At 39.8% G+C, this 20,604-nt stretch carries 20 protein-coding genes; 11 read left to right on the top strand and 9 right to left on the bottom strand.

Annotated features, from left to right (window positions below; all coding sequences use genetic code 11):
- Positions 1-28: 28 nt before the first annotated feature.
- A complete protein-coding gene (locus tag MHI23_RS18550) occupies positions 29-709 on the bottom strand; it encodes a DUF3169 family protein (protein ID WP_342492161.1) in 681 nt (226 codons plus the stop codon).
- Positions 706-912, bottom strand: a complete 207-nt coding sequence (locus MHI23_RS18545) for a helix-turn-helix transcriptional regulator (protein WP_003215336.1) — start codon at positions 910-912, stop codon at positions 706-708. The genes MHI23_RS18550 and MHI23_RS18545 overlap by 4 nt, the downstream gene beginning before the upstream one ends.
- 170 nt (positions 913-1,082) lie before the next feature.
- Between MHI23_RS18545 and MHI23_RS18540 the strand changes: the two genes are divergently transcribed.
- Positions 1,083-1,706: a CoA pyrophosphatase gene (locus tag MHI23_RS18540; protein WP_135031597.1), complete on the top strand. Its 624-nt coding sequence runs from the start codon at positions 1,083-1,085 to the stop codon at positions 1,704-1,706.
- An 11-nt stretch (positions 1,707-1,717) separates the two neighbouring features.
- Here the strand turns inward: MHI23_RS18540 and MHI23_RS18535 are convergent, their stop codons facing one another.
- On the bottom strand, positions 1,718-2,200 hold the full coding sequence (locus tag MHI23_RS18535) for a DUF4188 domain-containing protein (protein WP_025093727.1): 483 nt from the start codon (positions 2,198-2,200) through the stop codon (positions 1,718-1,720).
- 4 nt (positions 2,201-2,204) lie between these two features.
- Positions 2,205-2,756, bottom strand: a complete 552-nt coding sequence (locus MHI23_RS18530; protein ID WP_025093728.1) for a PadR family transcriptional regulator — start codon at positions 2,754-2,756, stop codon at positions 2,205-2,207.
- Between the two features lie 180 nt (positions 2,757-2,936).
- Between MHI23_RS18530 and MHI23_RS18525 the strand changes: the two genes are divergently transcribed.
- The 4 genes from MHI23_RS18525 (at position 2,937) to MHI23_RS18510 (ending at position 8,388) form a co-directional block, all read left to right on the top strand.
- Positions 2,937-3,830 carry a hypothetical protein gene (locus MHI23_RS18525; protein WP_224426988.1) on the top strand — a complete coding sequence of 298 codons (894 nt, stop codon included), beginning with the start codon at positions 2,937-2,939 and terminating at the stop codon, positions 3,828-3,830.
- Positions 3,831-4,178: 348 nt separating this feature from the next.
- Positions 4,179-6,038, top strand: a complete 1,860-nt coding sequence (locus tag MHI23_RS18520) for a beta-glucoside-specific PTS transporter subunit IIABC (protein WP_342492160.1) — start codon at positions 4,179-4,181, stop codon at positions 6,036-6,038.
- Between the two features lie 4 nt (positions 6,039-6,042).
- Positions 6,043-7,509 carry a glycoside hydrolase family 1 protein gene (locus MHI23_RS18515; protein ID WP_342492159.1) on the top strand — a complete coding sequence of 489 codons (1,467 nt, stop codon included), beginning with the start codon at positions 6,043-6,045 and terminating at the stop codon, positions 7,507-7,509.
- A gap of 30 nt (positions 7,510-7,539) precedes the next feature.
- Positions 7,540-8,388: a PRD domain-containing protein gene (locus tag MHI23_RS18510; RefSeq protein WP_125586962.1), complete on the top strand. Its 849-nt coding sequence runs from the start codon at positions 7,540-7,542 to the stop codon at positions 8,386-8,388.
- Between the two features lie 96 nt (positions 8,389-8,484).
- Here MHI23_RS18510 and MHI23_RS18505 read toward each other — a convergent pair whose 3' ends face one another.
- Positions 8,485-9,663, bottom strand: coding sequence for a Rap family tetratricopeptide repeat protein (locus MHI23_RS18505; protein ID WP_125586960.1), 1,179 nt, complete (start codon positions 9,661-9,663; stop codon positions 8,485-8,487).
- 354 nt (positions 9,664-10,017) lie between these two features.
- Here MHI23_RS18505 and MHI23_RS18500 point away from each other — a divergent pair, with 354 nt between their 5' ends.
- Positions 10,018-10,287 (top strand): hypothetical protein, encoded by a 270-nt coding sequence (locus MHI23_RS18500; RefSeq protein WP_235183653.1) that lies wholly within the window; start codon positions 10,018-10,020, stop codon positions 10,285-10,287.
- A 32-nt stretch (positions 10,288-10,319) separates the two neighbouring features.
- Here the strand turns inward: MHI23_RS18500 and MHI23_RS18495 are convergent, their stop codons facing one another.
- The 4 genes from MHI23_RS18495 to MHI23_RS18480 form a co-directional block, all read right to left on the bottom strand.
- Positions 10,320-11,081: an ABC transporter ATP-binding protein gene (locus MHI23_RS18495; protein WP_342492158.1), complete on the bottom strand. Its 762-nt coding sequence runs from the start codon at positions 11,079-11,081 to the stop codon at positions 10,320-10,322.
- 13 nt (positions 11,082-11,094) lie between these two features.
- The gene (locus tag MHI23_RS18490; protein ID WP_342492157.1) at positions 11,095-13,422 is read right to left on the bottom strand and encodes an ABC transporter permease; all 2,328 of its coding nucleotides are present in this window, start codon (positions 13,420-13,422) and stop codon (positions 11,095-11,097) included.
- Positions 13,419-14,672: an MFS transporter gene (locus MHI23_RS18485; RefSeq protein WP_125586954.1), complete on the bottom strand. Its 1,254-nt coding sequence runs from the start codon at positions 14,670-14,672 to the stop codon at positions 13,419-13,421. The genes MHI23_RS18490 and MHI23_RS18485 overlap by 4 nt, the downstream gene beginning before the upstream one ends.
- 69 nt (positions 14,673-14,741) lie before the next feature.
- Positions 14,742-15,392: a TetR/AcrR family transcriptional regulator gene (locus tag MHI23_RS18480; RefSeq protein ID WP_044334868.1), complete on the bottom strand. Its 651-nt coding sequence runs from the start codon at positions 15,390-15,392 to the stop codon at positions 14,742-14,744.
- A gap of 161 nt (positions 15,393-15,553) precedes the next feature.
- On the opposite strand from MHI23_RS18480, the gene MHI23_RS18475 reads away from it, so the two are divergent.
- The 5 genes from MHI23_RS18475 to MHI23_RS18455 all read left to right on the top strand — a co-directional run bounded on the left by MHI23_RS18475 (position 15,554) and on the right by MHI23_RS18455 (position 20,464).
- Positions 15,554-16,666: a sugar diacid recognition domain-containing protein gene (locus tag MHI23_RS18475; protein ID WP_342492156.1), complete on the top strand. Its 1,113-nt coding sequence runs from the start codon at positions 15,554-15,556 to the stop codon at positions 16,664-16,666.
- 119 nt (positions 16,667-16,785) lie between these two features.
- Positions 16,786-18,057, top strand: coding sequence for a GntP family permease (locus MHI23_RS18470; protein WP_025093737.1), 1,272 nt, complete (start codon positions 16,786-16,788; stop codon positions 18,055-18,057).
- A gap of 29 nt (positions 18,058-18,086) precedes the next feature.
- On the top strand, positions 18,087-19,226 hold the full coding sequence (locus tag MHI23_RS18465; RefSeq protein ID WP_342492155.1) for a glycerate kinase: 1,140 nt from the start codon (positions 18,087-18,089) through the stop codon (positions 19,224-19,226).
- A gap of 92 nt (positions 19,227-19,318) precedes the next feature.
- Complete coding sequence (locus tag MHI23_RS18460) at positions 19,319-19,657, top strand: zinc ribbon domain-containing protein YjdM (protein WP_034281410.1); 339 nt, start codon at positions 19,319-19,321, stop codon at positions 19,655-19,657.
- Positions 19,658-19,909: 252 nt separating this feature from the next.
- Positions 19,910-20,464 (top strand): hypothetical protein, encoded by a 555-nt coding sequence (locus MHI23_RS18455; protein ID WP_342492154.1) that lies wholly within the window; start codon positions 19,910-19,912, stop codon positions 20,462-20,464.
- Positions 20,465-20,604 lie beyond the last annotated feature (140 nt).

Here is a 20,604-nt window from a genome sequence, read left to right as displayed (position 1 = left end):
CTTTGCATGAGGCTGTGCTTTTGTTCATTTAACGATTTCTAATCTTTAGCACATAATTTGCATTCAAAATGATTAAAACAAGTCCAATGACCATGATTGAGAACAGCTGAGAGTGATTGGCTCCAAGGGAATACACAATCAAAATAAACATGGCGCTGGTCAATAGGATATTCATCATTTGATACGTATGAAACAGTCCGTCAAGCATCACATGCTTTTCGCCTTCGTCCGAAATGGCAAGCAGCTTTTTACTGTAGTCTTTGTCAGATAGACTTGGCAGGTTCCGATTAGGGTAGACAAGCTTTAGAACAGATATCGATATATATGAAATGATAACGGTGACGATAAATAAAGCAGCATTGACGAGAATCAGCCAGAGTGGCTGCTCGGTGACGATCGCGATACCGATGGCAATAATGGAAAAAATGGTACTTACCGTATTGGCTAAAGTCAAATCAGTAAAGGTCCGATATTGTTTTGCTTCCAGTTCATCCTCCTCATCTCCAGAGACCGAAAGAGACACTCTTTTTTTCATACGTGAAATCCCTGAAAAACAATAAATAATCAATAAAATCGTCAATCCACTGATGACAAGAGTCGCTTCAAATGCAACATCAAGAAGTGTCATCTCAAATTCGGCTGCCAGCAGACAGTAAGCGCCGAGAAAGCCAAGGAGAGCACCTAAGAGCATTTTGTATACAGTTTTCATGAAAGTTCATCCTCCTCGAATAGAAAAATACGTTCAATGGGTTCCTGAAAAATTCGTGAAAGCTTAACCGCGAGCAAGAGAGACGGCATTAACTCATCTCGTTCCATTAAGCTGATGGTCTGACGAGAGACCTTTGCACGCTTTGCCAGCTCAGTTTGGTTTAAACCATCACGCGCACGAAGCTCTTTTAACCGATTTTTCATTCTGTCACCTCAATTTTGCTTGAAATCTTTCCTTGATTGTAAAGCATTATATTCATTTTGACAAGTAAAGTTGTCAAAATGATAAAAATAATTGTCAGAAGGATCATCTTTATTCAAAAGGAGAACCATGATACGCTAAAGGAAAGAGAAACAGAAAACAGGTGATGTCCGTGTTCATTGATCAATTAAAAAATGACTTACATCAATCACAGCCGTTGTTCATTGGAGAAGAGACAGCGTTCAAAGCAGCAGTCCTTATCCCTTTGGTGCAAGTAAATGGAGAATGGCATATATTATTTGAGGTACGATCGTTGACCATGAGAAAACAGCCGGGGGATATTAGCTTTCCTGGGGGCAAGCTTGACGGCAGCGAAACTGCACAGGAAGCTGCACTGCGAGAAACACATGAAGAGCTGGGTATTCCGCCAGAATCGGTCGAGATCCTTGGACAGCTTAGTCCTTATATCGCGTCTCCATCCTTCGTGGTATACCCATATGTTGGTATCATTGATGAGCAAAAAGTGAAACACTCCTTTAATCAAGAAGAAGTAGAGGAGACTTTTACCGTGCCTCTATCATGGCTCAGCCAATATGAGCCGTACTTACATCATGTATCCGTTCAGCCAACACCAGGCGAGGACTTCCCTTATGAAAAAATCATGAATGGTGAAAAATACAGCTGGGGAAGCCGTTCGATTGAGGAATGGTTTTATGATTACGAAAACTACACCATATGGGGATTAACAGCCCGCATATTAAAGCATTTTGTGACCGTTGCAAAAAGAAATTCCTAGAGAATCGCTCTCTAGGAATTTGTTGTATTCAGACGTTCTTTCGCTGTTTGTTGTCCTTTACTTATTGAGATAGGTGATTTTGCTTGGCTCAGTCCGTAGGAAGGCATGTTCACGTAGATGGATTCATACGAGCCAGCTTGAATTTGGTATGTCTCATGATAAATTCCGACCGCGTCATTACTTCGTGCTCTTTGGTTAAATTCTTTCCAAGCAGCCAAATGCTTCTCCATCTTGGCATAGGCAAGGAGTTCATCGGTTGATTTCCAATATTGAATCATCGCTGTCGTGCGTAATCCGAAATAATTCTCTGTCCCAAGAAACCCTAGCTCCTCTTGATGGGTATACAGCTCCTTGATCATGCCAGGCATCGCCATGAACACAGGCAGCCATTGATGAATGGCCCAGCGTTTGTTGATCCTCATTCCGATGATGAACACAACAATCGAATCAGAATTGTCCGTTGTAAATCTGCCAGCACGTATGTCTTTTTTCATTCATTTACCCTTCCTTCTTCATCGAATGGAATGTATCCACGCACCAATCAATTCCTGCTTGAGCCACTCTTTTCCCATAATCTAAAGTAAACAGCCAATACTTCGCATCCGCTTCATCTGGATAAAGCTCTTGAATGTTTTGTTCAATTGAAACATAAGTTTCATAACGAATACGGAGCTGCCGCTCATAATCCTGTAAAAGCACCAATTTTTTCTCAAACGAAAGATATTGACCGAAGAATAACTTTAATAACACCTCATTACGCTCTGTTGGTAACTGATCGAGCGGCTGCGCCAGCCACTCTCTTAACGTATTCAGTCCTTTTTCAGTCAAATGATATTCCCGCTTGTCTGAGCGGCCAGAAGTAGCAGCAGGTGAAACTTCCGCAAGGCCTTCCTCGACTATTAACTTTAAAGCTGGATAAATTTGTCCATAACTGATTTTCCAAAAATGATGCAGGCTTCTATCAATTAATTGCTTCACTTCGTACCCTGACTTACAATCAGTCGTTAAAATACCTAAAATCGCATACGTCGTATCATTGTATTTTTTCATATCAGCACACCTATCTAAAAGATATATCATTTAGATATATAATATGTGATATCCATTGGTGATACAAGAAGTTTTATAAAAAATCCAATGAAGGAGGTGAAGAGATCGCTAGGAGATGCATCACAATATATTGATAGAAAAAATAAAAATCCGTCAGATCAATGATCAGAGGAGGTATGTATGAATAGATCGAAAATCTGGATCGTAGCAATTTTAGCGGTAATAGTCATCGTTGCTGTCAGCTGGATAGCATACCAAGCAAATGCAAAAAAGAGTGTATTGAACAACTATTACGCCTTTGTATATAAGACAAAGGATCAAGTGAACTGGTTCAAGGTAACGGAGAGAAAAGGGAAAGTCACTGGTTATCTGAATGAAACCATTTTGGAGGAAAACCCAAAAAGACACTTTGATCCCAACCTATTTATCAACAAATATAAATTAACTGGTAAAACTGTTGAAAACGGTTACGAATTTCAAGTGAAGCAAGGGAAAGAGACGATCACATATAAAGTTCACCTTGATGAAAAAGATCTTTCTGTGAAAAAACAAGGTGAAAAGCAAAGCATCACATATAAAGCAGTTGATCAAACAAAACTACGTGCTGTTCAAAAGGACATTCATGACCGATATGATGAATTGATGGAGGACTCTGAGAATAGATTCCATGATTATGTAAGAAACTTTATTAAGAAAGTAACAGGCGCTTATGGTTATCTGTATACAGCGGAGGATGGTTCATACCAGCTATTTCTAAAAGTAAAACGGATGTATATGCAGTCTGAATGGGCAGGTTCTTTTTTGATGAGAACGGTCCCAGGAGATGGTGGTGAACCATATAAAGAAACGAAACATACAGCCGGTGGTGTTTCAGATGGGATAATGTTTGATTTGAGTACTTATCCTGCAATTGAAAAGGGGTTTATTTTAGGGGAAACTGATCGAGATGCAACATCAATTAAATTCCCTTTTAAAATGGCAGGCGGTACAATAGAATTTAAAGCTGTCACGAAAGAGGAATATCAAGAACAAACGGAAGCATTCAAAAAGCAGGCTGAAGAAAAGAAAAAATAGATGATGATAAACCAGATGGGTCATTTTAAACTTATCTGGTTTTTAGATGGAAGTAGTTTTTGGTGAGTGTTAAAAGGATATTTATTGTATAAAAAAACAGGAAGGTTACTTCAACAATGAAAGAAGAGTAATTTGGGTATATAGACCTTAATAATTTTTAGAAAATTAAATGTTGACGCTTTCATATAATCAATATATACTAAAAGCAAATCCAATATGAATAAATTAGACATGTGACTGGTCATGCAGGCAGGATCTAAAAACGATGAATTTCTTTTATTTGTCGTTTTAGGTCCTTTTTTTATTGCCAAAATATAGGTCTCGTGTATGAGAAAAGGGGGAGGAAAAATGAATTACACACAAGTTGCCAAAGACGTTTTACAGCATGTAGGCGGCAAAGAAAACATTGCGCACCTTGAGCATTGTTCAACAAGACTTCGCTTCACACTAATCGATCAGAAAAAAGCAGATGTATCAGCACTAGAAAAAACACCAGGTGTTATAGCTGTCAGAATGTCAGGACAATGCCAAGTAGTCATTGGGAATGACGTCATTGAAGTGTATCAAAAGGTAACAAGTTTAATAGGCAGCAGCTCATCAAGCCAAGACGTGCCATCCAATCAGCCAAAAGAAAAAAGAAAAGCAGGCACAGTTCTGTTAGATTTCATTGTCGGTGTCTTCCAGCCGCTTGTACCGGCTATCGCAGGCGGAGGAATTTTAAAATCATTTCTTCTCCTTTTCTCTTTATTAGGCTGGATGGATGCAAAGGGACAAACCTATCAAATACTGAACATGGTAGGTGACGCACCACTTTACTTTCTGCCTTTACTAGTTGCTGTAACGACGGCGAATAAACTAAAAGTAAACCCACTGGTCGCACTATCAGCAGTCGGTGCGCTCCTTCTGCCGAACATGACGGCGATGCTTACAGAAGGTGCGCAATTACTTTCATTCGATGTAAAAAATATAGCTTATGCGTATCAAGTGTTTCCGGCAATCCTTTCTGTATTGCTTTACGCGCAAATGGAAAAATTCTTTACGCGGTTTTCACCAAAACCAATTCGGATTTTCTTCGTTCCGATGATGTCATTGGTCATTACTGTACCAGTTACGCTACTTCTGTTAGGGCCGATTGGTTTTACAGCAGGACAAGGTTTTTCATCTATTATTCTTGCGATGTTTAATACGGTAGGCTGGGTAGCTGTCGCCATTTTAGCAGCGGTTCTCCCGTTCATGGTGGCATCAGGCATGCACAAAGCAATGGTCCCTTATGCAGTCACAACGATGGGGAACCTAGGGAAAGAAGCACTTTATTTACCAGCATCACTTGCGCATAATATTGCGGAAAGTGGAGCTTGTTTTGCTGTCGCACTTCGAACAAAAGACAAGGTACTCAGATCAACAGCCATTTCGGCAGGAATATCAGCATTTTTTGGCATCACAGAGCCGGCGCTGTATGGTGTGACACTGCAAAATAAGCGAGTCCTTGGAAGTGTTATGATTGGTTCGTTTGTTGGCGGGATTTTCATTGGTTTAGTTGGTATACAAGCCTTTGTGCTTGTTGGCCCTGGATTAGCAAGCATGTCGATGTTTATATCAGATGAGCTCCCGCGAAATTTGATGTTTGCTATCATTGGAGCGGTCATTTCGTTTATTGTCGCCTTTATCGCTGCTTTTGTATTAGGTAAAGATCGAACTGTAGAAGAAAAGACAAAGGCCCAAGCTGGGTTTGCTGAAAAAATTGGAGCAGGAGAAACATTCAAAAGCCCTGTGATTGGTCAAATGATCTCTCTATCTGAAGTGAAAGATGATATTTTCTCTTCAAAGGTCATGGGAGAAGGAATTGCCATTGTACCTTCAAAGGGAGCACTTTATGCACCAGTAGATGGAGAGGTAACCTTACTGTTCGAAACAAACCATGCACTTGGTATGAAGACGGACCATGGAGTTGAAGTATTATTCCACATCGGCATTGACACCGTTCAGTTGGAAGGTCAGTATTTCCATCCAAAGGTGCAGGCTGGAGAGCGTGTTCAAGCGGGTGATTTATTGATTGAATTTGATCTAGAAAAAATCATGGAAGCAGGGTATGATCCAGTAACTCTTGCTGTAGTCACAAATACAGATCAATATGATATTAAGGTACAGCCATTACAAGAGGTCAATCGTCAAGATACATTGATGGTTGTTACACAATTAGGAGGATAATCATATGAAAAAAATCAAAGGTTTTCCAAAAGGATTTTTATGGGGCGGCGCCATTGCTGCTAACCAGGCAGAAGGCGCCTGGAATATAGATGGAAAGGGACCGTCTGTTGCAGATATTGCAATGTACCGTTCCAACTTGAGTGTAGAAGATTATGAAGGTCATCTTGCTGTTACCACTGAAAATATAGATCGTGCGATGAAAGATCCAGACGATAAAAAATACCCAAAGCGCAGAGGTGTTGATTTCTATCATCATTATAAAGAGGATTTGGCTCTCTTTTCTGAAATGGGATTTCAAACACTTCGCATTTCTATTGCATGGAGTCGTATCTTCCCTACTGGAGAAGAAGCGGAACCGAATGAAAAAGGGCTGCAATTTTATGATCATGTATTTGCAGAAATGAAAAAACACAACATAGAACCGATCGTGACACTCTCTCATTATGAAATGCCATTAGCCCTTAGTGTGAAATATAACGGCTGGGTTGAAAGAAAAGTAATCGACCTCTTTGTAAAGTTCGCCAATGTTTGTTTCGAACGTTATAAAGATGATGTGAAATATTGGCTCACTTTTAATGAAATTGATAGTATTCACCGCCACTCTTTCATTACAGCGGGAATTATTCCTGATCGCTGTCCAGAAGGAAAAGTGGAAGAGACGGTGTACCAAGCACTTCATCATCAATTTATTGCATCTGCTCTTGTAACAGCAGATTGCCATCGTATCATCCCAGGTAGCCAAGTAGGATGTATGCTGACTAAATTGACAACGTATCCGCATACGTGCCACCCGAATGATGTGGAACAAGCTTTGAAACAAAACTTAGAAAACTATTTCTATGCAGATGTTCAGGTATTTGGCGAGTATCCACCGCTGATCAAGCGCATGCTTGAGAGAAAAGATATTCATATTCAAATGGAAGCAGATGATCTAACCATTTTAAAGGAAAACACAGTAGATTTTATCTCATTCAGCTACTATATGTCTTTAACGGAATCAGCCCAAGAAGGATTAGAAGAGACAGAAGGAAATACCATTCGTGGAGTCAAAAACCCTTATCTTCCTTCAACTGACTGGGGCTGGCAAATTGATCCGGTTGGTCTGAAAATTTCTTTGATCGAATTGTATGATCGCTATCAAAAACCTCTTATCATTGTCGAGAACGGCATGGGTGCAAAGGATGTAGTTGAAAGTGATGGCTCAATTCATGACGACTATCGTATTAACTATTTTAAGGAACATTTCCGTCAAATGAGAGAAGCCATTGAAGAAGGCGTCGATCTCTTCGGATATACGAGCTGGGGCTCAATTGATATTATTAGTGCAGGTACATCACAAATGTCAAAACGCTATGGCTTCATTCATGTAGATCAAGATGATGACGGGAACGGGACATTAAAACGATCTCGAAAGGACTCATTTTATTGGTACAAAAAAGTCATTGAGACAAATGGTGAATCGCTTGATTGAACACCACAATCATGAAAACAGGTGATGACGATGTTTAAAATCAAAAAAGTTTTAAACTCGAGCGTGGTCCTGGCTGAAGATCAGAACCAACAGGAGATGGTTTTGTTCGGCCGAGGAATTGGCTATGGACAGAAACCAGGTCAAATGATAGAAGAGAAAAAAGCGGACCAAGTCTTTATGTCAGTCGATAACATGAGAGCAAAAGAATTTCTTCAACTGTTAGATTCAATGCCTCAGGAATTTATCGATTTAACTCAACACATCGTCCAATATGCAGAAAAACGTTTAAACTCAAATTTAAATTCAGGTATTTATTTTACCTTAATGGATCATTTGAATTTTGCAGTGGAACGTCATAAAAAGAATATTAATATTACGAATCGCGTGTATTGGGAAATCAAAAATTACTATACAGAAGAATTTGAAGTAGGAAATTACGCACTTGAGTTAGTCAATGACACATTTGGCATACAATTACCAAAAGAAGAAGCTGCCAATATCGCCTTTCACTTAATTAATGCATTAGGTGAAGAGTCCGAGTCGAAAGATGGTATGAAATACGCCAAGATGATCGGAAGTATTGTCAATCTTGTGCGCTACACGTTGAATATGGAAATGGATCAAGAGAATATTCATTACAGCCGGTTCATTACACATGTGAAATTCTTCGTAGAAAGATTTTATGCTGATAAATTATTATCAGATCAAGAAAATGAGTTATTTGAACAAATTGCACACTTATATCCTCAAGCGATGGATGTTGCTTTTAAAATCAAAGACTATATTAAACAGGTGCATAGTATCGTCATTCCTAATGATGAGCTTACTTATCTTGCGGTACATATACACCGCCTCATATGTTATCAGCAACTAAAATAAATGTGGAACCACTTGCCTTGATGAGGCGAGTGGTTCTTTGTATGACCAATGTTATATTAAGTTCCGATAGGGCGTTCTGTTGTACCAGGATTGCCATCATTTAATGTATTGAAAGCCCCTGTTTGTCCTAAAACAACGATGGTCAAAGTGATGATCAATAAACTCATTTTTTTCATTAGAATTCCCCCAGTCAATGATAGGATGTTTCATGCGATCAGCTTCCTTTAAAAAGAGATAGGCTTGATGAATTGCTCCCAGCTCTTCAAAGTGTTTTGCAGCTAATGCACTTAATTCACAGACTCCTTCAGCATCTTTTAATTTTTTAAGAATGCTGATTTCATCGAAACAGGCTTGAGCTTTTTGAGCCATATCTTCAGTGAAGTATAGATGGTAAAGCAAATTCATTTTTGCTGTATAGGTGGGGCATTTCTCTGATTCATGTTTTTGGTTCACCAATTCGAAGTAATAGAGAGCTTGTGTCCTTTCATCGATAGAAAGCAGCTCTTTCATTAACATGTACATGGAGTGATGAAAGTAACACGAAGAGAGGTAGTCTTCATCACTAAGAGCCTTTTCTAGGGCATCAATACATTTTTTGGATTCGCCAGCTTCGGCGTACAAAATGCTGATATTATGATAAAGCTGTGATGTTAGAAAATGATCGTTGAGACTGTCTGCGATGTGTAATGCTTTTTTGTAGTAGTCTTCTGCTCTTATAAAGTCACCAATGTCCATATAATTAGCAGCGGCGATGACAAAGGCTGCAGCTAGTCTTCTCTCATATCCTTCATGACTTTTGAAAATATCAATAGCATTCTGAATATAGTGTAGAGAAATCAGGCTTTGACGAAGCAGCATATATAAGTTAGCGATTTTCGTATGAAATTCTGCTACTTCTATTTCATCAGGAATGTGTTGTAGTTTTTTCTCGGCAATTTTAAACAGTCCAATGGCTGATGCATAGTCTCTTTTATATGAAGCGTAAAGGGCTTTGTATAGGTAAAAGTAGTATTCAATTAAGTCGTTTGTTTTAGAGGGGCAATCTGGCTCTGGCTGTTCCTTCAGTTTTGTACCTCTCCGTTCATATAACATGAGCTTATACTTGCCTTCTAGCAATGAGTAATAGGTCAAAACTTCCTGATTTTCTTCCATTTTTTGAAGTAATTCTTTTAATTCTGTATACATTGCTTTTGCACTGTGTACATCATGCTTGCGAATTGCAATTCTCCAATCATTTAAACGATTCCCCACCTGTTCAGCAGAAATGATAGCCATGGAAATTTCACCTCTTTAAGATCCTTTCACCTGTTTCATAAAAAACGATATCACAATTTTTGGTAAAATATAATCGTTTCTGCGAAGTGATTGACAAGAGGTAATAAAAAGGACCTAAGGTCATGTGATGTACGATATTGTAAGGGTGATTGCTTGTTAGCACAAATGAATAAAATCTCTTTTTGGAAATCTAAAAAAGGGATATATACAATGGATTTTATGATAATGAACGAAAATATCACTCGTATAATTGGAATAAAGCAGTTTTAACTATTTCAGAGGAAAAATGGAAGGTCGATCTAGGAAAGAAAATCATGTATGATGTTGCTAGATCATGAGATAAGAAACTGGTAGATGACGACAAAAGTAAGTATTAAACACAAACTCCGACCTTTTAGAAAGGATGTTGAAATGAAAAAAAGATTTCAAAGTTTAAATAGACAAATCACAGTCATTATCGCGACTCTGTTACTTGTTTTAGTGACTGTTTATATGTCAAAGAGATACTTTTATAGCAAAGAAATTGAGCTGCTGACAGAATCTTGTCAACAAGCTGGCGGCAAAATCATCTTAGAAACAAATAGTTTGTCTATGGATTACTCGTTTGAGTGCCAGAAAAAGTAGAACAGGCAGTTTCCTGCCTGTTTTTACTCAAATTAAAAACCTAAATCTTGCAGCCATTGATTTAATCTCATTTCTCGTTTCTCGGCAGTTGAATGGTCATATCTACCTAATTGTAAACTGTCTGCAATTTCTCCGTCATTCATAAACATGATTTTTTCAGAACGAAGAGCCACCTTGGGGTCATGTGTGACAAGCAGCAGTGTTGCTCCTTCAGCGTGTACTCTTGAAAAAATATTCATCACTTCCTTCGTTGTACTGGAATTAAGAGCCCCTGTTGGTTCATCAGCAAAAAGTATGTCTGGTTCATTCATGAGCGCTCGGCAGATAGCGGCTCTTTGAAGCTGTCCTCCCGATACTTCTGTCAAATATCTATTTGCCAAATGATCAATATCAAGTTTTTCCATTAAATATTGAGCTCGTTCATTCAATTCTTGTCTTGGCTTTTTCTTTGCTAAATAAGCTGCAGTAATGATGTTGTCAAATAGATTAAGATTTTTTAATAAATGGCTGTGCTGAAAGACAAACCCCATCTCTGTTAAGCGCAGAGCAGTTAACTGTTTGTCTGTCATTTCTGATAGTGATTGGCCTTTATATTTGATCTCTCCTGTTGAAGCTTTTTCTATGCCGCTAAGCTGATAAAGTAAGGATGTTTTCCCACATCCAGAAGGTCCCATAATGGTCACGAATTCCCCACGCTTTATCGATAAATGAATATTCTTAAGAATCGTTTGTTTCTGTCCTTTTAATGAATCGATATGCAATGACAATCGCTTCGTTTCAATCAAGTGTTCCATGTGAAACATCTCCTTATAAAAGTGTATGCCTTGTCGTTTGACTAGAAAAAAACGCCTTCAATAACCAGGTGGTCAAAGCTAAATTGACAATAAATAGTGTAACGGGGTACACAACTGACACCCATTGCGGTGACAGCCACTGGAGGCTCGACGCCCCTAATGTTGCTCCACCTATACTCATCAAAGCAGGACCAATGGTATTGACCGCGATTGCTCCAATAAAGGCGCCAAAACACAGAACAACGATAAAACTCGTTATATATTGTGCTGTTATATCTGTTATAGAAAATCCAATTGTTCTTAGCATGTGGTTTCGGCTCGAATCTTTTGCCTTTAACATGTGCAGAAACATGAATAGCATTAAGCTGGCGGTTCCAAAGGCAGCTAATGCAGCAAAAAATGCAATGACTTTTACAATAGCTGCTGTGCTGCCGATCGTTTGATGAACGTATTCTTTCATATCTGTCACTTTTGCAGGAGATACCTTTTTTTCAAATATTGTCTTTTTCTCTGCAATATTTACTCCTGGTTTTAGTTGGATTTGAAGGGTTTGCCAAAGAACTGGTTGAGGAAATGGCTGTGATATAGCTTTTGCTGTTTTGCCTCCATTGGTCACGTCCTGATAAATACCTGTCACCGTTCTTTGGATTTCATGCCTATTATTTACGAGAGTGATTTTTTCTCCTATCTTTTTCTGAAGTGAATCTGCATTTAATACGGATAAGGCAATTTCTTCATTCTTTAAAGGCTGCCGCCCTTTTAAATAGTTTAGGGGAAATGCTGAGAGCTCACCTGTTTCTAAGTAGAGCGTTTCTAATGTGTTCTCCTTTGATTTCACCTGAAGAGAAGTAGTTTTATAGATGGCTGCTGTTTGTATGCTCTGATCTTGACGAATCATTGATTCTATTTCGTTTGTATTTTTCGCTAGATGATTTCCTTGGCGTATATCCATTCGAAGGTCACTTTTACCAGAGCCAAGGTATGTGATGAAATCCGGTGATTGTAAGGTATGCCATAGCTGAATAGGCATGAGCATTAAAAATGTACAGAGTGCAATAATACAAGAAATCGTTGTGTACAACTTCTTTCGTGATATCAGATCTTTTAAACCAAGCCAAATATTGATTGGTATGAACCTGCTTTTCTTGAGGTGCATAGGTATTTTTTTCTTATGATTCGGTGAATTGATAACGCCTTGAAGTGCTTGAGCAGCTGATATTTGACCAAACTTTCTTAGGACAGCATAGCTGCAAGAGATGACGATCATTGCCGTCGCAATAGAAACAAAAAGCGGGATTAACCAATGAGCAAAAGAAGGCTGATTCCCCATGTAACGGTGAATATTGGTTGTAAACATATCACCAAATATAAGCGTTAACACATATCCTGCTATACACCCTGCACAAGCAAGCGCGGCATATTTACCAACGTATAATTGCTTGATTCTTGTTAAAGGGATCCCAAGCACCTTCAGTATGCCAATTTCACGTTCATCCTCTTCTATAGAAGCCGTCATAGCAAGATGGAGAGAGAGAAGGGCTATACTGATGAGTAGCAGGCAAACAAGCAGGAGAATGGCAATGACCATTCCATCTGTCAATGCATTCAGCATACGCAGTAAAGGTAGTGTGACAGATGGACCTTGTTGTGGCAGCTGTGATGATTGATAGATTGCTTGAAAAGCATCTGTCTGCGAGGCATCATGTAGTAAAAATTCGATTAAGTACTCTTTTTGTTGAAACACTTGATTTATTGCATCCCAATCCTCGTTATGAAGAAGAAATCTTTTTGAACTGACAAGACTGGGGTTCATTTGTGCATCTCGCAAGAACGCTTTGATGCGAAAGATGAATTGATTAGCTCCTTTCTCAATCAGTAATGTTTCACCTATGTTAAGCCGATACTTTTGTTGAAAATAAATTGGGACAGCCACTTCACCTTTATTGACAGTAAGCTTTTCGTTTTGTTCATCTAGAAGAAAATCAAAGTTGTAATTTTGCTTCACAAATAAATGATCCATCACACCTGCTTTGGCAGGCTCATGTCCGAACCTGATGTTTGCATGTTCAATTGGTATCATTGGGACGATTTGATGGGCTTTTACCATGGATTGCTTGCTTGAAAATACTTCAATGTCTTTTTCATTTAGGTCGCCGTCATGCATTTGGACAAAGTCTGGCGCTTTGGCAGAATGGAGCAGGTTAGAAATGGAACCATTCAGCTGTACGATCATTTGAGCTGCACTTGCTGCGAGAAATGAAGTCATCATGATGCAAATGGTTAAGCCGATTGAAATGAGACGGTGTCGGGTTAAGTCTTTCTTTATAAACGCTAATCTCATGAGGCTGCTTCTCCTTCATGCTGAAGCATATTTTTTGTTAAGCAGGCTAGTGCAAACATGAAAGTACTGACGATGAGCACCGTCACATACATGGTGGCTGAAAACGTATTGAACAAAAATCCATACATCATTTGGCCAAGCGGAGCAGCACATTGAGAAACCATTGTCAGATTGGCCATTACTTTTCCTAATTGATGATTTGGTGTTTTCTTTTGAACATGTGAAATCACAACGATTGAGATCATAGTTAGCAGCATAGCAATTGGAAGACATCCTGCTAAAAAGAGAAAATAAGCTGGATAAGTACCAAATTGAAGAGCTGTTTTGGATGTTGAAAGCGCCATAGGCAGCAAGATGACTGCGATGACAAGAAGCCAGCGATATAAAGTAGGAATGCGCCAATGCTTCGCTACAAGTCCAACTAGCAGAGCCCCCGCGATGACAGCGAACTCAATCAAGCCCATGCCTATTCCATACATGATGTCACTGCTCTTCATTGTGACCCTTAAAATGATTGGACCCCCAACAATAAAAAATGGTGTAAGGATGAAATTTAACATTGCGGCAAGCAGCATGGCTTTTTTTAAAAATGGCTGGCTGCCAATATAAGAAAATCCTTGTTTCATATCTTTTATGAGTACCTTGCTCATGGACTCTGTCAGCGGACTAGGGGAGAAGGAAATGTTTAGCCGTAAAAGCATGCAGGCTGATAGAAAAAATACGATGGCACTCGCACCGATGATGGCTTGGCTTCCAATCATTCCGTATAGAACTCCTCCGATAATAGGTGCGAGAACACCTGAAAGTGCCTGAACGCCATTGACAATGCCGTTTGCTTGTTCTAATTGCTCTTGTTTCACTAGCTGTGGAATGCTGGACATGACAGCGGGAGCATAGAACGTACTCATCACGCCAAGCATTATCATGACAGCTCCGATCATATAGAGTGAATCATTTCCCGAAAATAACCAAAAATAAAAGGCAAGAATCATCATGCCGGTGAGGACATCAAATAAAATCATTAAATTCCTTCTGTTAAATCGGTCAGCGATTGCACCAGCTAACGGTGAGAGAAGGAGCGGGATATTGGATAAAGCGAAAAGTAAGGCATATAAATCAACTCGATGCGTCATATCCAGTACGTGTAAAGATAGAACAAATCGAATGAGAGAAGATCCGAAAACGGAAATAATCTGTCCGAGAACGAGGTAGATAAAGTGGGATGACCCTCTTTTGGATAACAAAGACATGAATATCACTCTCCTTTTAGACCGACCGTCAGTCTATAATGTATGCAGGATTGGTATTGAAGTGACCAATCACTGATTATTTTCATCCAGCTCTCCAGATAATCGCTTCAGCAGGAATGAAAAGCTCCCCTTTTCTGCATGCAATGAGGATTCGAGTATATCTATAAAAGCTAAAGCGCGTTGTATACTTTCTTCGGCTGTCCATTGAAAAAGGCCTTCATCAAATATGACCTGTGCAGAAGCAAGGAGAAATTCAACCGTCTCTTGCGGATACTTCGTTTTGAATGTCCCTTCCTCTACACCTTGCTGAATGACATCTGCCAACACGGGTGATAGTTCTTTAATGGCTTTGATTAAGCTTTTTTGATGCATTTCTGCATTAGAAGGCTGATGGAACTGATCGATCATGCCCTGTTTATGGCTTCCTTGCTGAGGTGATTGCGCCATGATGATACGAAATAGTTTGTCAACGACTGGAAGGTCTGGCTCAGCTGCAATACGCTTTGCCACGATGATATCTTCTTTGATGATCCTGTCAATAATGGCATCCATTACTTCTTCTTTGGATGCAAAGTAGTAGTAAAAGGTGCCTTTTGCGATGCCAACGGCTTTTAATATGTCAATAATCGTTGTTTTCTGATAGCCTTTGGTTGAAAAAAGCGCTTCGGCTGCGTTTAATATGTCATTTTTACGTTCCTCAGGATGTTTAACGGTTCTCATAAAGCCATCCTTTCTTTCAACTAGACTGTCGGTCGGTTCTTGATTTGATTAAACACTTTTCAGGGTGTCTTTGTCAATGGCTGGTTTTAAAACACTTTGCATTTATTGTTCAAAGACACTATGATACATTGAATGAAAAAAACCTTCAGGGGAGATGACAAATGCAATTTTTGACCAGTGAATTGGCTCAAGAAATGGTTGAACGTACGATGCATATTTTACATAAAAACATCAATGTGATGAATGCAGATGGTGTCATTATTGGTTCTGGTGAACGAAACAGGATTGGCCATAAACATGATGGTGCACGGCTTGTGCTGACAAGCGGGAACAGTGTGGAAATTGACCAGGAGACCTCTTTGCGCTTAGAAGGGGTGAAACCTGGAATTAACTTGCCTATCTGCTTCCATGAACAAGTAGTTGGTGTGATTGGAATTACTGGTGAACCAGAGGACATTCGGCATCATGCCGAGCTGGTGAAGATGGCAGCTGAACTGGTGTTAGAGCAATCTTTTCTGCTTGAGCGGGTTCAATGGCGTCATCGAATAGAGAGTGAAATTGTCAATCAGTTGATTTCATATTCTGATGTTGGGGATCATCAGCTGAAAAATCGAGCTGCTTGGCTGGGGATGGATTTAGACAAGCGCCGAATGGCTATTGTTTTTCAGCCAGTTCCATCCTCAGAGGATGCTGTTCATAAATTGATGCATGCGATTCAATATGATAAGAATGCGGATGATTTACTTGGCATGACCTTTTGTCATGAATTGATTCTTTTAAGTCAGCCCATACCTGAACATCGAGTAAAGCAGGCGGCAGGTCATCTGCAAAAAACAATGCAAAGAGCAGTAGGAAGCCAAGTGTTAGTGGGGATAGGGACTGTCGCTGAAGACATCAGCCAGCTGCCAATTTCTTTTCAGCATGCGAGAGAAGCCCTGAGGTTAGGGAAGGCTCTTGATCCGGAAGAAAGTATGTATTTCTTTGAATCGTATCAGCTGGAAAGCTTATTCATGAAGGTGGGAATTGCTGAAAAGAACAGTCGATGGACTGACTTTTACAAGCCTTTGACACAAGAAGCAGAGCTAGCCCATACATTAAGGGTTTACATTGAAGAGGGCGGTGATTTGCAAAGAATTGTTGATCGTTTATTTATTCATCGGAATACATTGCGTTATCGTTTAGACAAAATTCAAGGATTGACCGGAAAAGACCCTCGTCATGTAAAACAGTTAATCGAGCTTTATATGGCGCAGCTAATGACTCAACTATATTGATTGTGCAAATGCACAATTCGGAAGAGTGGTCAGTTAAAAAAGTTCATCCAGATTCACAACACAACCCCTTAGGGTAAACGCTTACAATTGGAGGAAGATATTTTTAGGGGGACTTGAGAATGGGTGGAGATGTGACGGTAAGTACTTTGGGAGCCATGGCGGCGCTTGTGATCGCGATTGTTCTCATTCTAAAAAAAGTATCACCTGCTTATGGCATGCTGGCAGGTGCATTCATAGGCGGATTGGTTGGCGGTGTAGACATTGTTCAGACCGTCAACGTTATGATGGAAGGTGCTAAGGACATGATTCCGGCTGTCCTTAGAATTATGGCCGCAGGTGTACTGGCTGGTGTTCTCATTGAATCAGGTGCAGCGTTATCTATCGCTGAGGCCATCGTGAGAAGGCTTGGTGAGGCGAGGGCACTATTAGCACTCGCTCTTGCAACGATGATTTTAACAACAGTGGGCGTTTTTGTAGATGTTGCGGTTATCACAGTAGCGCCCATCGCACTTGCCATTGCCAAACGCGCAAAGCTCTCAAAAACGGGAATACTCCTTGCTATGATTGGAGGCGGGAAGGCAGGAAATATCATGTCACCGAATCCGAATGCCATTGCCGCTTCAGACGCTTTTGGTGTACCTCTGACTTCAATGATGGCTGCTGGAATCATTCCAGCTGTGTTCGGGTTGGCTGTTACATATGTATTAGCTAAAAAGCTTGCAAACAAAGGGACGCCCGTTCTTGAAGAAGAAACTGGGCAAAGTAAAGTTCAAATACCTTCTTTTTTTCAAGCACTGGCTGGTCCGCTGGTTACCATTTTATTGTTGGCTTTAAGGCCGCTTTTTCAAATCAATATAGACCCAATGATCGCTTTACCGATTGGAGGGATTGTAGGTGCTCTTTTCATGAAAAAAGGGAAATTTCTCAATGATTATGCGATGTCGGGGCTTCATAAAATGTCAGGTGTAGCGATCATGTTATTAGGGACAGGTACATTAGCAGGAATCGTATCAAATTCTTCCTTAAAAGATGTGTTTATTCAGGCACTGGATGCATCGGGTTTACCTCCATATTTACTTGCGCCAACTTCAGGGATATTTATGTCAGCCGCGACCGCTTCGACAACAGCAGGAACGGCGGTAGCGAGTGGTGTGTTTAGCGGAACACTGATTGGGCTTGGTGTATCTGCTCTTTCAGGAGCAGCCATGATTCATGCTGGCGCAACAGTGCTTGACCATATGCCGCACGGGAGCTTTTTCCATGCAACAGCAGGAAGTGTTCAAATGGATATTAAAGAGCGTTTGAAGCTCATGCCTTTTGAATCGTTAATCGGTTTGACGTTAACCGTTGTATCGACCATTATTTTTGGCGTTTTCCAGCTGTTTGGCTGAGGACATGATAAGAAAAGAGGGGCTTTAGGATGAAAATTGTGATCGCACCAGATTCATTTAAAGAAAGTTTATCTGCTTATGAGACAGCATGTGCCATTGAACGAGGATTTCGTTCTATTTTGCCAAACGCAGAGTATATCAAACTGCCAATGGCAGATGGAGGAGAGGGGACCGTTCAATCGTTGGTTGATGCGACTGGCGGACACATTGTTCATCAAGTGGTCACGGGCCCGCTTGGTGAGCCAGTGAATGCCTTTTTTGGCATGTTAGGAGACGGTCAGACTGCTGTCATAGAGATGGCTGCAGCCTCTGGTTTACATCTTGTACCGCGAGAAAAACGTAATCCATTATGGACCACATCTAGAGGAACTGGAGAATTAATACTTGCAGCGCTGGATAAAGGAGCGAAGCACGTGATCATTGGCCTTGGCGGAAGTGCAACAAATGATGGCGGTGTTGGGATGATGCAAGGATTAGGTGCAGATTTCCTTGATAAAACAGGACATTCCCTGACGTCAGGCGGCGGGGCACTTCATCAATTAGCTTCAATTAATTTATCTGGACTCGATCCAAGACTGCAATCCGTCCGTCTGGAGGCGGCTTGTGATGTGGATAATCCTTTAACGGGTGAGAGAGGAGCGTCTGCTGTTTTCGGTCCTCAAAAGGGAGCAGATGAAGAAATGGTTCAAGTGTTAGACAAGAATCTGGCTCATTTTGCACAAGTAGCTGAAAAGCAGTTCAATGTCTCCTTTGGAGATGCAGCAGGGGCAGGAGCGGCAGGAGGGCTTGGTGCGAGTTTATTAGGCTTTTTAAAAGCTGATTTGCAAAGAGGAATCGATATTGTGCTGAAGGCTGTTCATTTTGATGACGTCATCAAGGAGGCAGACCTTGTCATTACGGGAGAAGGCCGAATTGACCGGCAGACCATTTATGGAAAAACCCCAATCGGCGTAGCCAAAGCAGCAAAGCAGTATAATCTGCCTGTGATTGGTATTGCAGGCTCTCTTGCAAACGACAGTGGAGTCGTACACGATCATGGAATTGATGCACTGTTTAGTATCGTTCCAGGTATTACCTCTCTGTCTGAGGCGATACGAGATGCGGCTCTTCATGTAGAAAGAACAGCTCGGAATATCGCGGCTGCGTTAAAAATTAGGAGAAAGAAGTAAACGATGAAAAATGTTTCCTTTTCTATCACATTCCTTTTATATAAATGTGGTAAAATCGATATAAATGATGTAGAAAGTTGGAGGAAACAAAAATGTCTAATCTACCGAATTGTCCTTCGTGCAGCTCACCTTATACTTACGAGGACGGCAGTTTGCTGATTTGTCCTGAATGTGCGCATGAATGGTCACTTGAACAAGAACAAGCGGCAGAGGAACAGCTTGTTGTCAAAGATGCGAATGGGAACCTGTTAAGTGATGGGGACACGGTCTCTGTCATTAAAGACCTAAAAGTAAAAGGTTCATCATCCGTTTTGAAAATAGGAACGAAGGTCAAAGGCATTCGTTTAGTTGAAGGCGATCATAACATTGATTGTAAAATTCCTAGCTTCGGCGCAATGAAATTAAAATCAGAGTTTGTGAAGAAGATATAAACAAAAAAAGCTATACTATTAGAACTTGCCGATTAAGGCTAAATCTGAGCAAGAAATAAGTATAAGAATGTTGTAGTTGTACAAAAAACACCTAAATTGTTAAAGGAAACATATCCCTTAATAAATTAGGTGTTTTATATTTATTAAAATGATGAGGAACTATTCAAAGGAATATCCGTATACATTATTGGAATAATTTAAGCTTATCATTTCATAAATTAATTGAGTCCAAAAAATAAATGGGAGATAAAAATGGAGTTTGGGTATTTTAAGAAGCCTGTAATTAAAAAAACGACCAAATGTATACCAATTATTAATAAAGATGGTGTTAACATTGGATTTATAAAAAGATTTTATACAAATAAAGTGGAAAAGTTGATTGATTACATATTTGATGAGTTTTATGTGAATGTTGAGGTAATGGATTCGAATTCTAATATGGTTGTAACAGCTATTGAAAATAAATCCCTCCAATCCATGTTTCGTTCAAATTGGGTGATAGAATGTAAAGGTAAAGGAAAGTTAATATTAGAAGATAGAACTAAAATCAAAATAAATCCAATGATGAAATTAGTAATAGATGATACTACATATTATCTAAAGAAGGGTATTGCCAATAATCGTGTAAGATTAGAAAGCTCAGAGCAGACGATAGCTGAAATTACATACGATAAAATAATCCCTCCTGCAACAGTGAGTATTGAAAAAAACAGGGGGACTTATCTTTACACCTTATTGCATGCCTCTATTATATATTTATGTTACGAGAGTAAGACGGGATCGCATTTTGAATCCCACAGTCTTTAAGTAATATAGAATTAGAGTTTTTTAAATCATTACCTTAACTCTACCTTAAAAAAGGCAGATGATTCGCTAAATTTTGGCTAATCCCCTTCACAACTTTTGGGCATTGCTGTACCATATGGAAGTGTTCTTCTATTTTTGAC

The sequence above is a fragment of the Bacillus sp. FSL M7-0003 genome (genome assembly GCF_038628485.1).
GTDB lineage: Bacteria > Bacillota > Bacilli > Bacillales > Bacillaceae > Bacillus > Bacillus safensis.
Note: the sequence above shows the minus strand (reverse complement) of the source record. Positions and strands in the feature narration are given on the sequence as shown.